8 protein-coding genes are annotated in these 13,364 nt (G+C 64.2%); 4 read left to right on the top strand and 4 right to left on the bottom strand.

What is annotated here, in order from left to right; all coding sequences use genetic code 11:
- Window positions 1-37 precede the first annotated feature (37 nt).
- The gene (locus tag QQL87_RS24065) at window positions 38-1,312 is read left to right on the top strand and encodes an acyl-CoA dehydrogenase family protein (RefSeq protein ID WP_284421225.1); all 1,275 of its coding nucleotides are present in this window, start codon (window positions 38-40) and stop codon (window positions 1,310-1,312) included.
- A 287-nt stretch (window positions 1,313-1,599) separates the two neighbouring features.
- Here the strand turns inward: QQL87_RS24065 and QQL87_RS24060 are convergent, their stop codons facing one another.
- Both QQL87_RS24060 and QQL87_RS24055 read right to left on the bottom strand, forming a co-directional pair.
- Entirely contained in the window at window positions 1,600-3,180 is a 1,581-nt protein-coding gene (locus tag QQL87_RS24060) for a fatty acid--CoA ligase (RefSeq protein WP_284421224.1), read from the bottom strand.
- 126 nt (window positions 3,181-3,306) lie between these two features.
- Complete coding sequence (locus tag QQL87_RS24055; RefSeq protein WP_284421223.1) at window positions 3,307-4,182, bottom strand: SDR family oxidoreductase; 876 nt, start codon at window positions 4,180-4,182, stop codon at window positions 3,307-3,309.
- 105 nt (window positions 4,183-4,287) lie between these two features.
- On the opposite strand from QQL87_RS24055, the gene QQL87_RS24050 reads away from it, so the two are divergent.
- The 3 genes from QQL87_RS24050 to ppc all read left to right on the top strand — a co-directional run bounded on the left by QQL87_RS24050 (window position 4,288) and on the right by ppc (window position 9,636).
- Window positions 4,288-5,097: a crotonase/enoyl-CoA hydratase family protein gene (locus tag QQL87_RS24050; protein ID WP_284421222.1), complete on the top strand. Its 810-nt coding sequence runs from the start codon at window positions 4,288-4,290 to the stop codon at window positions 5,095-5,097.
- A gap of 69 nt (window positions 5,098-5,166) precedes the next feature.
- On the top strand, window positions 5,167-6,711 hold the full coding sequence (locus QQL87_RS24045) for an acyl-CoA synthetase (protein ID WP_284421221.1): 1,545 nt from the start codon (window positions 5,167-5,169) through the stop codon (window positions 6,709-6,711).
- A gap of 138 nt (window positions 6,712-6,849) precedes the next feature.
- Window positions 6,850-9,636 (top strand): phosphoenolpyruvate carboxylase, encoded by a 2,787-nt coding sequence (ppc, locus tag QQL87_RS24040; RefSeq protein ID WP_284421220.1) that lies wholly within the window; start codon window positions 6,850-6,852, stop codon window positions 9,634-9,636.
- 1,510 nt (window positions 9,637-11,146) lie between these two features.
- On the opposite strand, the gene QQL87_RS24035 is transcribed toward ppc, so the two are convergent.
- Together QQL87_RS24035 and QQL87_RS24030 are read right to left on the bottom strand one after the other, a co-directional pair.
- On the bottom strand, window positions 11,147-12,262 hold the full coding sequence (locus QQL87_RS24035; protein WP_284421219.1) for an SMP-30/gluconolactonase/LRE family protein: 1,116 nt from the start codon (window positions 12,260-12,262) through the stop codon (window positions 11,147-11,149).
- Window positions 12,263-12,389: 127 nt separating this feature from the next.
- Window positions 12,390-13,304 carry an SDR family oxidoreductase gene (locus tag QQL87_RS24030; protein ID WP_284421217.1) on the bottom strand — a complete coding sequence of 305 codons (915 nt, stop codon included), beginning with the start codon at window positions 13,302-13,304 and terminating at the stop codon, window positions 12,390-12,392.
- Between the last annotated feature and the right edge of the window lie 60 nt (window positions 13,305-13,364).

Below are 13,364 nucleotides of genomic sequence, written 5' to 3'. Positions count from 1 at the left end.
CGCAATAACAACAACGACACGCAGAGGGAGACACGCCATGGATTTTTCCTTGCCGAAGGAGCTCGTCGCCTATCTCGACGAGCTCGACCGCTTCATCGAAGCCGAGATTAAGCCGCTGGAGGAGGCCGACGACAACATCCGCTTCTTCGACCATCGCCGCGAATGGGCGCGCACCGATTTCGAGAATGGCGGCCTGCCGCGGCATGAGTGGGAGCAGCTGCTGCGCAAGGCCAAGGATCGTGCCGACGCGGCCGGCCATCTGCGTTTCGCGATCCCCAAGCGCTATGGCGGCAAGGACGGCTCCAATCTCTGGATGGCGGTGATCCGCGAGCATTTTGCGTCGAAGGGGCTCGGCCTGCACAACGACCTGCAGAACGAGCATTCGATCGTCGGCAATCTGCCGATCGTCACGATGCTCGACCGCTACGGCCGCGACGACCAGAAGGCGATGATCGACGGCTCGATCACCGGCAAGTACCGCATCACGTTCGGCCTGACAGAGCCGCATCACGGCTCGGACGCCACCCACATGGAGACGAAGGCCGTCCCGGCCACCCGCGACAACGTCAAGGGCTGGCTGATCAACGGCGAGAAGATGTGGACGACGGGCATGCACGTCGCCACCCATTGCGCGCTGTTCGCGCGCACCTCGGGCAATGACGGCGATGCGCGCGGCATCACCTGTTTCCTGGTGCCGGCCAAGGCCGACGGCGTGAAGGTCGAGGAGTATCTCTGGACCTTCAACATGCCGACCGACCATCCGCGCGTCAGCTTCACCGACGTGTTCGTGCCGGAGGATGCGCTGTTCGGCGAGGTCGGTCGCGGCCTGTCGCTCGCGCAGTGCTTCGTGCACGAAAACCGCATCCGCCAGGCCGCGAGCTCGCTCGGTGCCGCGGTGTTCTGCATCAACGAGAGCGTTACTTACGCGCGTGAGCGCAAGCCATTCGGCAAGGCGCTGGCGGAGAACCAGGCGATCCAATGGCCTCTGGTGGAGCTGGCGACGCAGGCCGAGATGCTGCGGCTCCTGATCCGCAAGACCGCCTGGGAGATGGACCAGCTCACCCAGGCCCAGGTCGAGCACACGCTGTCCGACAAGGTGTCGATGTGCAACTACTGGGCTAATCGCCTGTGCTGCGAGGCGGCCGACCGCGCCATGCAGGTCCATGGCGGGGTGGGCTATTCGCGCCACAAGCCGTTCGAGCACATCTACCGCCACCACCGCCGTTACCGCATCACCGAAGGCAGCGAGGAGATCCAGATGCGCAAGGTGGCGGGCTTCCTGTTCGGGTACATGGGGGCGAACAAGAGGTGAGGTAATTTTGACCGGCGCGCCGTCATCGCGAGCTTCACTCGCGATGACGGCAAGGGTACGTAGGGTGGGCAAAGGTGCGCATCCGCCGCCGCGTTCATGCCGTGCTCTTGCGCGTGCCGTGCCCACCATTGGCTTGCGCGAACGCCGAGACACGGTGGGCAAGCACCGCCTGCGGCGGCGCTTTGCCCACCCTACGAACCGATCGTGCGGCAACGTGGTGCTCATCGACAGGCACCACCGCGAGCGAAATTCAGACTGGCGCGAGCGGCGGATCGTGCTGCGTCCACTCAATTCACCTGGCGGTCCTTTCCCGCCCAATACGGGTCGCGCAGATTCCGGCGCAGGATCTTGCCGGAGGGGTTGCGCGGCAGGGCGTCGAGGAAGTCGATGCTCTTCGGCGTCTTGAAGCCGGCGATGCGGGTGCGGGTGAAATTGATGATGTCGGTCTCGGTGGCGCGCTTGCCCGGTTTCATCACGACGATCGCCTTGACGGCCTCGCCCCATTTGTCGTCGGGGATGCCGATCACGGCGGCCTCGGCGACATCGGGATGGTCGCAGATCGCGCTCTCGACCTCGGCCGGATAGATGTTCTCGCCGCCGGAGATGATCATGTCCTTGATGCGGTCGTGGATGTAGACATAGCCGTCCTCATCCATGTAGCCGGCATCACCGGTGCGCAGCCAGCCGTCCTTGCCGAGGGTGCGAGTGGTCGCCTCGGGAAGATTCCAATAGCCGGCCATGTTGGAGCCGGAGCGCGTCGCGATCTCGCCGACGTCGCGTGGCGGCAGAGGCTTGCCATTGACATCGATGATCGCAACCTCGACGCCGGGGAGCGGCTTGCCGGCCGAGCGCATCCGCTCCAGCCCCTCGACATGATCCTCGGGCGGCAGCGCGATGATGGTGCCGGTCGTCTCGGTCATGCCGTACATCTGCACGAAGCCGCATTTGAAGACCTCGATGCATTCCTTCAAGAGCGCCGCCGGGATCGGCGAGGCGCCGTAGAGCATGTATTTCAGGCGCGAGAAATCTACCTCTCGGGCGCGCGGTTGGCGCACGACGAACTGCATCGCGGCGGGCACCATGAACAGCTTGGTGATGCCGGACTGCTCGAAGAAGTCGAGGATTTTCGTCGGATCGAACTCGCGCGCGATGACGCCGCGGGCGCCGTGATAGAGGCTCATCAGGCCCCAGCCGGAGCCGCCGATGTGGAAGATCGGCATTGCGATCAGCGAGACGTCCTCGGTCGACCATTTGTTCCAGTCCGGCTTCTCCTCGGGATTGCCGGTGTTGACGAGGTTGAGGAAGTTGGCGTGCGACAGCATCGCGCCCTTCGGCTTGCCGGTGGTGCCCGAGGTGTAGAGCTGCAGCGCGATGTCCTTGGGCGTGATTGTCACGCCCGGATCGTCCGTGCTCTGAGCGTCGCGCCAGGCTGCATAGTCCTGCCATTCCGGCGCCCCGCCTTCGGTGGTGATGATGTGCCGAACGCTCGGGATCTGATCGCGGATGTTCCTGATCATGGTGATGAACTCGGGCCCGACGAACAGGGCGGGGGCCTTGCAGTCCTCGACGATGAAGGCCACTTCGGGGCCGGCTAGACGCCAATTCACCGGCGCCATCACGACATTGGCCTTCATCGCGCCGACCAGCAGCTCGAAATAGCTGTCGCTGTTCTTGCCGAAATAGGCGATCCGCTCATTTGGCTTGAGGCCGAGCGCCTTGAGTGCGTTGGCGACCTGGTTGGTCCTGCGGTCGAACTCGGTGAAGCTCGTGATGCGTCCTTCGAACTCGTAGGCGGTGGCGGAGCCGAGCGACTGTGCCTGTTTGCGCACGACGTCGACCAGCGTCGACGTTGCCGTCGTGACGGACATGTTTCCCCTCCGATTGTGTCTTGTTGTTTGTTCTTTGTCTCGTCCTCGCCCCGACGCGAGCCGGAGCGAGTAGCTTTTGGTCAGTCCACGGCGCGTCCACGGCCGATCACCAGCGTGGTTGCCTCATCAGCTCGTGCGGGTCGCGCGGTCCTTCTCGTTCTGCGCCTTGATCGACTCCTTGGCCTTGGTCCAGTCGTCGTCGCTCCAGTCGCGCAGCTGATAGAAATTGCCGCCCATCGCCAGCGCCTGGGCGCCGTCCATCGCGATGGTCTCGCCATTGATCCAGTTGCAGCCGCCGGAGATCAGGAACACCGCCAGGTTTTGCAATTCCTCCATGGTGCCGACGCGGCCCATCGGGTTCATCGCCTTGGTGCGGGCGCCAGCCTCGTCGCCCGGCTTGATGCGCTTGCTCATGCCTTCAGTCGGGATCTCACCCGGCGCGATCGTGTTGAGGCGGATGCCGTAGCGGCCCCATTCGGTCGCGAGCGACATCGTCATCGCGTGAATCGCCGATTTGCTCATCGCCGACGGCACCACGTAAGGAGAGCCGTTGCGCACCCAGGTCACCGTGATCGAGACGACGTTGCCCGGCTGCTTCGCCGCGATCCAGCGCTTGCCGACGGCATGCGTCACATAGAAGGTGCCGTGCATCACGATGTTGGCGACCGCGTCGAAGCCGCGCGGGCTCAATTCCTCGGTGCGGGAAATGAAGTTGCCGGCGGCATTGTTGATGAGATCGGTCAGGCCACCTTCCTGGAAGATGGCCTCGATCATTTCCTCCACGGCCATGGCATTGCGAATGTCGACGCCGTGGCTGGTGACACGACCGCCATAGAGGTCCATCAGTTCGGTCGCAGTCTCGTCGCAGACGATTTTCCGCCGCCCGCAAATATGCACCTCAGCGCCCAGTTGCAGGAAGCGCGCGGCCATTGACTTGCCCAATCCGGTGCCGCCGCCGGTCACCAGAATGCGTCGACCTTCGAGGAGATTGTCCTTGAACATGGGAGCTTCCTGCCTGAGATGTTGTGAGTTAATTGGTCGATTGACTAAATCGCTCTGACAGCCTTCTGTAAAGTCACAAAGACCACACGCAGGGAGAACCGCATCATGGAGAACCGGGTCGCGATCGAGATCACCGACGGCGTCGCCGATGTCCGGCTGGTCCGGGCCGACAAGATGAACGCGCTCGATGTCGCGATGTTCGAGGCGCTGGTGGCGGCGACCGAGCGATTGTCGAAGGAAAAGGGCCTGCGCGCCGTGGTGCTGTCGGGCGAAGGGCGGGCGTTTTGCGCCGGCCTCGACATGGTGCGTTTCGCCGCGATGAAGGAAAATGGCGGCAACGGTATTGCGGGCGGCGAGAAGCGCGATCTCACCATTCGCACCCACGGCAAGGCCAATTTCGCCCAGCAGGCGGTGTGGGGCTGGCGGCAGCTGCCGGTGCCGGTGATTGCTGCAGTGCATGGCGTGGCCTATGGCGGCGGCTTCCAGCTCGCCCTCGGCGCCGACATGCGTTACGTCGCGCCCGACACCAAGATGTCGATCATGGAAATCAAGTGGGGCCTCGTGCCGGACATGGCGGGCACGCCGGTTCTGGCGACGCTCGTGCGTGACGACATCCTGCGCGAGCTCACCTACACCGGCCGTGTGTTTTCGGCGGAGGAGGGACAGGCTTACGGCTTGGTCACGCGCATTTGCGCCGATCCGCGCGCGGCGGCGCTGGAGGCGGCGCGAGAGATCGCCGGCAAGAATCCAGATGCGATCCGCGCCGCCAAACGGATGCTGAACAATCTCTCGGTCGATCCGGGTCCGGCACTGCTCGCGGAATCGGTCGAGCAGCAGAAGCTGATCGGCAGCCCCAACCAGCTCGAATCGGTCCGCGCCAACATCGAGAAGCGCGCCCCGAAATTCGCGGACTGACAACGTCATTCCGGGGCGATGCTGCGCATCGCTCCGGATCGAACCGGCGCCAGATCGGACCATTGAATCATGGAAACCTCCTCGTTGTTCTGCGGCATCGTCTCCGGCGATCGCCGCCGCGGCCACGCCGACATTGCCGACCGCGCCGCGCGCATCGCGAGCGGTCTGGCGCAGCTCGGCGTGCGCCAGGGCGACTGCGTCTGCATCCTGATGCGCAACGACATCGCCTTCATCGAGGCCGCCTATGGCGCGATGCGGCTGGGGGCGTATGGCGTGCCGGTGAACTGGCACTTCAAGCCGGAGGAGATCGACTACATCCTCAAGGACTCCGCCACGAAGGTGCTGGTCGGGCATGCGGATCTGCTGCATCAGCTGCGCGGCCTGATTCCAGCCGGTGTCACCGTGCTCAGCGTCCGGACACCGCCGGAGATCCTGGCCAACTACAAGATCAGCGCGGATCTGCTCGAACCCCCGGACTTTGCGACCGAGCTCGAGAGCTGGCTGGCCCAGCAGAGCCCCTACGAGGGTCCGCAGGTGCCGCAGCCGCAGAACATGATCTACACCTCCGGCACGACCGGCCATCCCAAGGGCGTCCGCCGCAACGCGCCGACGGTCGAGCAGGCGGCGTCGGCCGAGCGCATGCGGGCGCTGATCTACGGCCTCAAACCGGGCTCGCGGGCGCTGCTGCCGGGGCCGCTGTATCATTCGGCGCCGAACGCGTTCGGCCTGCGCGCCGGCCGGCTCGGCGGCGCGCTGGTGCTGATGCCGCGCTTCGAGCCGGAGGAATTTCTCGGCATCATCCAGCAAGAGCGCATCGACACCATCTTCATGGTGCCGACGATGTTCATCCGGCTGATGAAGCTGCCGGAGGCGGTGCGCCGCCGCTACGACGTCTCGTCGCTGCGTCACATCATCCATGCGGCGGCGCCGTGTCCCGCCGACGTCAAGCGTGCCATGATCGAGTGGTGGGGGCCCGTCATCTACGAATTCTACGGCTCCACCGAATCCGGCGCCGTCACCTTCGCGACTTCCGAGGATGCGCTGAGCAAGCCCGGCACCGTGGGCAAGGTCTCGCCGGGGGCCGAACTGCGCTTCCTTGGCGAGGACGGCCGCATCCTGCCGCAGGGCGAGGTCGGCGAGATCTATTCGCGCATTCCAGGCAATCCCGATTTCACCTATCACAACAAGCCGGAGAAGCGCGCCGAGATCGATCGCGACGGCTTCATCACCTCGGGCGACGTCGGCTACATCGATCCCGACGGCTATGTCTTCCTGTGCGACCGCAAGCGCGACATGGTGATCTCCGGCGGCGTCAACATCTATCCGGCCGAGATCGAGGCGGTGCTGCATGCCGTGCCCGGCGTGCATGATTGCGCCGTGTTCGGCATCCCCGATGCCGAGTTCGGCGAGGCCCTGATGGCGGTGGTCGAGCCGCAGCCGGGCGTGGTGCTGGACACCGGCGAGATCAAGGCGCGGCTGAAGGCCTCTTTGGCCGATTACAAGGTGCCCAGGCACATTGAAATCCATGGCAAATTGCCGCGCGAGGACTCCGGCAAGATCTTCAAGCGGCGGTTGCGTGATCCGTATTGGGAGCAGGCGGGGCGGAAAATCTGACGGATCGGACGACCCGGCAACGATGAGGACACGACAACAGCATCGAATAGGGCAGGCAAAGCCTCTTTCTTGATCTTGCGCTGCGGTACAGATACGGCAGACTGACCCGTAAATAGGCAGCTGCTGGAGAGCGCATCCATGTCGCCGCAAACCATGACGACCGAGGAAATCCGTCCCAACCGTGCCGCCGAGGCGCAGGCGATGGAGGAGGATGCGAGGCTCCGCGACGACATCCGGCTGCTCGGCCGCATCCTCGGCGACACCGTCCGCGACCAGGAGGGCGCCGAATTGTTCGACCTCGTCGAGCTGATACGCCAGACCTCGGTGCGCTTCCACCGCGACGAGGACCGCCAGGCGCGGCATGAGCTGGAGCACATCCTCGACGGCATGACGACCGCGGAGACCGTCCGCATCGTCCGCGCCTTCAGCTATTTCTCCCACCTCGCCAACATCGCCGAGGACCAGAACAACATCCGGCGCATGCGCGCCAGGACCGATGCCAATGGCGGCGCCGGCATGCTGGCGGCAACTCTCACTCATGCCAAGACGGCGGGCTTCGATGCCGCCGACCTGCGCAAGTTCTTCGCCTCCGCCCTTGTCAGCCCCGTCCTCACCGCGCACCCGACCGAGGTGCGGCGCAAGAGCACGATGGACCGCGAGATGGAGATCGCCACGCTGCTCGACCGCCGCGAGCGGATGCAGCTGACGCCGGACGAGCGCGAGGCCAATGACGAGGCGCTGCGCCGCGCTGTGCTGACCTTGTGGCAGACCAACCTGCTGCGCCGGACCAAGCTGACGGTGCTCGACGAGGTCACCAACGGGCTGTCGTTCTACGACTACACCTTCCTGCGCGAGGTGCCGCGCCTGCTGTGTTCGTTGGAGGACCGCCTCAACGACGGCGCCGAGGTGGCCGGCGATCTCGCCTCGTTCCTGCGGATGGGCAGCTGGATCGGCGGCGATCGCGACGGCAATCCGTTCGTAACCGCCGAGGTGATGCGCGGAACGCTGAAGCTGCAATCGAGCCTCGCGCTGCACTATTACCTTGAGGAACTGAATCTGCTCGGCAGCGAGCTGTCGATGGCGGCGCATCTCGCCGATGTCTCCGAGGAGCTGCGCGCGCTCGCCGAGCGCTCGCCCGACTCCTCGCCGCACCGCCGCGGCGAGCCCTATCGTCTCGCGGTGTCCGGCATCTATGCGCGCCTTGCCGCGACGGCGAAGAAGCTCAGCATCCAGATCAGCCGGCTGCCGGTGGCTGATGTCGCGCCCTATGACAGCGTCAAGGAGCTGCAGGACGATCTCGACGTGCTGCATCGCTCGCTGATCGCCAACAATGCCGAGGTGATCGCGCGCGGCCGGCTGCGGATGCTGCGGCGCGCAGTGGACTGCTTCGGCTTCCATCTGGCGCGGCTCGACATCCGGCAGAACTCGGCGGTGCACGAGCGCACCGTGGCCGAGCTGATCGACACTGCCATGCCCGGCATGTCCTATTTGGCGCTCAGCGAGGACGCGCGGGTCGGCCTGCTGGTCAGCGAGCTGCGCAATACCAGGCCGCTGGTGTCGCAGTTCGTCAAATATAGCGACGAGACGGTCGGCGAGCTCGCTCTGTTCCGCGCCGCCGCCGAGGCCCACGCCACCTTCGGCGCCGATGTGATCTGCCAATGCATCATCTCGATGTGCAAGGGCATGTCGGACATGCTCGAGGTCGCGCTGCTGTTGAAGGAGGTCGGCCTGATCGATCCCTCGGGCCGCTGCGCTGTCAACATCGTGCCGCTGTTCGAAACCATCGAGGACCTTCAGGCCTCCAGCGGCATCATGGACCGGATGCTGGCGCTGCATGATTATCGCCGCCTGGTCGACAGCCGCGGCGCCGTGCAGGAGGTCATGCTCGGCTATTCCGACAGCAACAAGGACGGCGGCTTCGTCACCTCGGGCTGGGAGCTCTACAAGGCCGAGATTGGCCTCGTCGAAATCTTCGAGCGCCATGGCGTCCGGCTCAGGCTGTTCCACGGCCGCGGCGGCTCGGTCGGCCGCGGCGGCGGTCCGAGCTATGACGCCATCATCGCCCAGCCCGGCGGCGCGGTGAACGGCCAGATCCGGATCACCGAACAGGGCGAGATCATCTCGAGCAAATATTCGAACGCCGAGGTCGGCCGCAACAATCTCGAGATTCTCGCCGCGGCGACGTTGGAGGCCAGCCTGCTGCATCCGCGGCAGCCGGCGCCGAAGCGCGAATACCTCACCGCGATGGATCGGCTCTCCGAGCTTGCCTTCAAGGCCTACCGGGGCCTCGTCTACGAGACCGACGGCTTCGTCGACTATTTCTGGGCCTCGACCGTCATCAACGAGATCGCGACCCTCAACATCGGCAGCCGTCCGGCCTCGCGCAAGAAGACCCGCGCGATCGAGGATCTCAGGGCGATCCCCTGGGTGTTTTCCTGGGCGCAGTGCCGGCTGATGCTGCCGGGCTGGTACGGTTTTGGCAGCGCGGTGGAGACCTGGATCGCCGAGAATCCCGAGCAGGGCATGCCGTTCCTGCGCGAGCTCTATCAGGAGTGGCCATTCTTCCGGATGCTGCTGTCCAACATGGACATGGTGCTCGCCAAGAGCTCGATCGCGGTCGCCTCGCGCTACGCCGAGCTGGTGCCTGACGAGGGCTTGCGCGAAAAGATCTTCGGCCGCATCCGGCGCGAATGGAATCTGGTGATCGAAACGCTGCTCGACATCACCGGCCAGGAGCGGCTGCTGCAGGGCAACCCGCTGCTGGAGCGCTCGGTGCGCAACCGCTTCCCCTATCTTGATCCGCTCAACCATGTGCAGGTCGAGCTCTTGAAGAAGCACCGCGCGCAGAACCCGGACGAGCAGGTGCTGCGCGGGATTCAGCTGACGATCAACGGCATCTCGGCGGGGCTGAGAAATACAGGCTAAGCTTGAGCTCGACTCCCGCGACATCATCATGGCCAGGGTTGTCCCGTGCAGGTGCACTGTCAGATGCAGTGCCCTCTCCCCTTGCGGGAGAGGGCATCACAGGCCCACCCATGCACGCGGTCGGGTGAGGGGTGTCTCTCCGCAAGCTGCGCTCGTCGAGACATACCCCTCACCCAACCGAGCTTGACGCACCTTTGTACATGCCCTCTCCCGCAAGGGGAGAGGGCGCTTTCATGAGCATTGCGATCATCTTCCACCGTCCAAAGAATTGCGATGATGAGTTCAATGTTGCGACCGCAGCGTTGTTTGAACATCCTCCGTTTCACAGAAAACGTAGGGTGGGCAAAGCGGCCGCCCGTAGGGCGGTTGCGTGCCCACCGTGGAGCTGCGCGGTCGGAGGGAATGGTGGGCACGGCGCGCGAAAGAGCGCGGCTTGCGGCGCAAAGTCGGAGGCGCGCCTTTGCCCAGCCTACGGCAGAGGAGTTTGGACATCTTCCATTTCACAGTCTCAAACAACAAGGGGACATGGCATCTCATTCCCGCGGCGCATGGCGCCCGAGTGCATGCAGCGAACGTGTCCCTCGCAAACAGGCAGAGGGCGCAGGGAATGCCGGGTGAAGGCCTCACCCATGGCCCGCCTGCGAAAAAAATGCAGGCGGCAGGTACCACAGGTGCAGCCGAACATCCGGCATTCCCCGCGCGATGTCTTCACGCTTATACGCGCTCTCCCCGGTGTGCCGGCTCGTAGACACCGTCGCCCGTGCGATGCTTACGCATCAGCTCGGACTTGACGCCTGCTTCGGGGCGCCAGGACCACGCGATTTCACGTCCGCAACAAAGCCGTTCGTCCGCGCATCCTTATCGGACACGCTGCGGCTCCATCGCGGCCATCGCATCCCCGCCTCGCGTGTCGTGACGATCGCGCGCTACGCCCCTCTGCAGTGAGGCGGGATGGCGAGAGAAATACATGATTTCCGAAAAATAGCAAGTAGATTATTCTTTTCGGAATGTGGGTGGTGGCCGTCCTTGTCGGCCCTTGCTCGCCAGGACCAAACAGCGATCGCACATGGGGATGTGAGCTTTGCACTCGACTTTCTCAACGTCGTCATGGCCGGGCTTGTCCCGGCCATCCACGTGGTCCGGCGTCCTCAGAAGGACGTGGATGCCCGGGACAAGCCCGGGCATGACGGAGTAACTCATTGGCAGGTGTTTGTGCTGCGAAGCGACGTCCCGCCTCGGAATTGGAGAGGCCGGCAGAGGTGGATGGGCGAGGGGGATCGACCATCGCGCCTCTCACGTCTCCCTGGGGTTATGGGTCCCGGATCTGCGCGCGCGTGCCGCGCGCTTGTCCGGGACGACGGTGGGGGATTGGCGAAGGCAGCGGCCTCTCGGACGGGCTGTACGGGATAGGGCGAATAGCGAGTGGCGAGTAGCGACTAGGGGCTTTCCCTTATTCCCTACTCGCTACTCCCTAATCGCTATTCGCTCCTCCCTAATCGCTATTCGCTCCTCAACAGATATGCGCGCCTTGCGTCTCCACATACACCGCATAGAGCGACTGGCTCGCGGTCATGAACAGGCGGTTGCGCTTCTTTCCGCCAAAGCAGACATTGGCGCAGATCTCCGGCAGCTTGATCTGGCCGATGCGCTGGCCGTCCGGCGCGAAGATGTGGACGCCGTCATAGCCCTCGCCGACCCAGCCGGCACCGACCCAGATGTTGCCGTCGATGTCGACCCGCAAGCCGTCGGGGAAGCCCGACTTGCCGTCCAGCGTCATGTCAATGAGCACCTTGGCGTTGGACAGCTTGTCGCCGTTGATGTCGTACTGCCAGACCACGTTCTTGGCGTTCGGATAGTGCGTGATGCCGGTGTCGCAGACATAGAGCTTCTTGTAGTCCTGGCTGAAGGCGATGCCGTTCGGCTTGAACGGCTCGTCGGCCACCTTGGTGATCGCGCCGGACTGCGCATCGACCCGGTACACCGCTTCCTTCTGGAACGGCTGGTTGGAGCCGTTGCGGACGTTCTGCCCTTCATACAAATTGATCGAGCCGTAGCCGGGATCGGTGAACCAGATCGACTTGTCGCTGGGATTGACGACCATGTCGTTCGGGCCGTTCAACGGCTTGTCGTTGGCCTTTTCTGCGAGAACGGTGACCGAGCCATTGTGCTCGAAGCGGACGAGACGGGTGCGCTCGGCCGTGATCTGGCGGCCCTCATAGTCGAAGGTGTTGCCGTTCGACTCGTTGGAGGGTTTTCGGAACTGCTGCGAGATGTGGCCGTCATCGTCGAGATAGCGCAGCTGGCGGTTGTTCGGGATGTCGCTCCAGACGAGGTACTGGCCCTGCGTGTTCCAGGCCGGCCCTTCCGCCCACAAGCAGCCGGTGAACAGCCGCTTGATCACGGTGTTGCCGACCTTGGCCTTGAAGCGCTTCTCGTCGATCACGACGATGTCGGGATCGGGATAGCGCTGCGGTTCCGCGCCAGCGCCGAAATCGCGTGCGGCGGCCGGCGAGACCGCCGCGGCGGCGGCGGCAAAGCCTGCGACGCCCTTGAGAAGCGTGCGCCGGTCGAAGCCGTCAGCCCCGGCCGGCGAACCCTGCACATCGTTCTGTCGTAGAGTTGTCATGTGTGTCCTCCCATTTTTTTGTTGGGAGGCAAGCATACGACAAAATCGTGGCTTTCAGCGGGTTGTTTCAACAAAAAACAACTTGAAAGTGTGTGCGCTGCAAGCAGACTTTTTGCGCGCCGCAATCTCAGATCGGATCCCAGCCGAACACGTCGGCCGAACGGTCGAGCTTGTAGAACGACGGCTTCAGCGCCGGCATGGCGTGCTCCGCGATCGTCTGCGGCGTCCAGCCTTCGCCGCGATGCACCGAGCGCAGCGGACGCGATTGGCCCATCAGGAAGATCTCGTTCATGCGAGCGGCGAAGATCTGGCCGGTGACGTCCTTCGATGCGTCGCTCAGGAGATAGGCGACGACCGGCGCGATCTTCTCCGGCCCCATCCGCTTCATGCGTTCGACGCGTTCCTTCTCGGCCTCCGTCTCTGCCGGGATGGTGCCGATCATGCGGCTCCAGGCGAACGGCGAGACGCAGTTGGAGCGGACGTTGAAACGGCCCATGTCGAGCGCGATCGACTTCGACAGGCCGACGATGCCGAGCTTGGCCGCGGCGTAGTTGGCCTGGCCATAATTGCCGATCAGGCCCGAGGTCGAGGTGAAGTGGACGAAGGAACCGCTCTCCTGCTCGCGGAACAGCCGTGCCGCCGAGTGTGCGACGTAGAACGAGCCCATCAAATGGACCTTGATGACAGACTCGAACGCCTCGATGCTCATCTTGTGGAAGATCATGTCGCGCAGGATGCCGGCATTGTTGACCACGCCATCGAGCTTGCCGAAATGATCCGTCGCCGCCTTCACGATCTTGCTGGCGGGAATGGCCTCGGACACGCTCTCGAAATTCGCGATCGCCGTGCCGCCATGCTTCCGGATCTCCTCGACGACTTCCTCCGCCGGCGCGGCGCTGGTGCCGGAGCCGTCCGAGGCGACGCCGGGATCGTTGACCACGACCTTGGCGCCCTCGGCGGCGCACAGCAGCGCGATCTCGCGGCCGATGCCGCGGCCGGCACCGGTGACGATGATGACTTTGTCCTGGAGCGATTTGGTCATGTGGGGTCTCCTTAGCTTGATGTGCGTCGTTACCTCGCCCCGCTTGCGGCAAGGCTATTG

This window comes from Bradyrhizobium sp. SSBR45G, from assembly GCF_030159255.1.
In the GTDB taxonomy this organism is placed as follows: domain Bacteria; phylum Pseudomonadota; class Alphaproteobacteria; order Rhizobiales; family Xanthobacteraceae; genus Bradyrhizobium.
This window is presented reverse-complemented; position numbering and strand designations above follow the sequence as displayed.

Excerpts from the sequence above, each read along its gene's own strand:
- QQL87_RS24035 (WP_284421219.1), bottom strand. The coding sequence starts at position 12,262 with ATGACAACTCTACGACAGAACGATGTGCAGGGTTCGCCGGCCGGGGCT.
- QQL87_RS24030 (WP_284421217.1), bottom strand. The coding sequence starts at position 13,304 with ATGACCAAATCGCTCCAGGACAAAGTCATCATCGTCACCGGTGCCGGC.
- QQL87_RS24055 (WP_284421223.1), bottom strand. The coding sequence starts at position 4,182 with ATGTTCAAGGACAATCTCCTCGAAGGTCGACGCATTCTGGTGACCGGC.
- QQL87_RS24050 (WP_284421222.1), top strand. The coding sequence starts at position 4,288 with ATGGAGAACCGGGTCGCGATCGAGATCACCGACGGCGTCGCCGATGTC.
- ppc (WP_284421220.1), top strand. The coding sequence starts at position 6,850 with ATGTCGCCGCAAACCATGACGACCGAGGAAATCCGTCCCAACCGTGCC.
- QQL87_RS24060 (WP_284421224.1), bottom strand. The coding sequence starts at position 3,180 with ATGTCCGTCACGACGGCAACGTCGACGCTGGTCGACGTCGTGCGCAAA.
- QQL87_RS24045 (WP_284421221.1), top strand. The coding sequence starts at position 5,167 with ATGGAAACCTCCTCGTTGTTCTGCGGCATCGTCTCCGGCGATCGCCGC.
- QQL87_RS24065 (WP_284421225.1), top strand. The coding sequence starts at position 38 with ATGGATTTTTCCTTGCCGAAGGAGCTCGTCGCCTATCTCGACGAGCTC.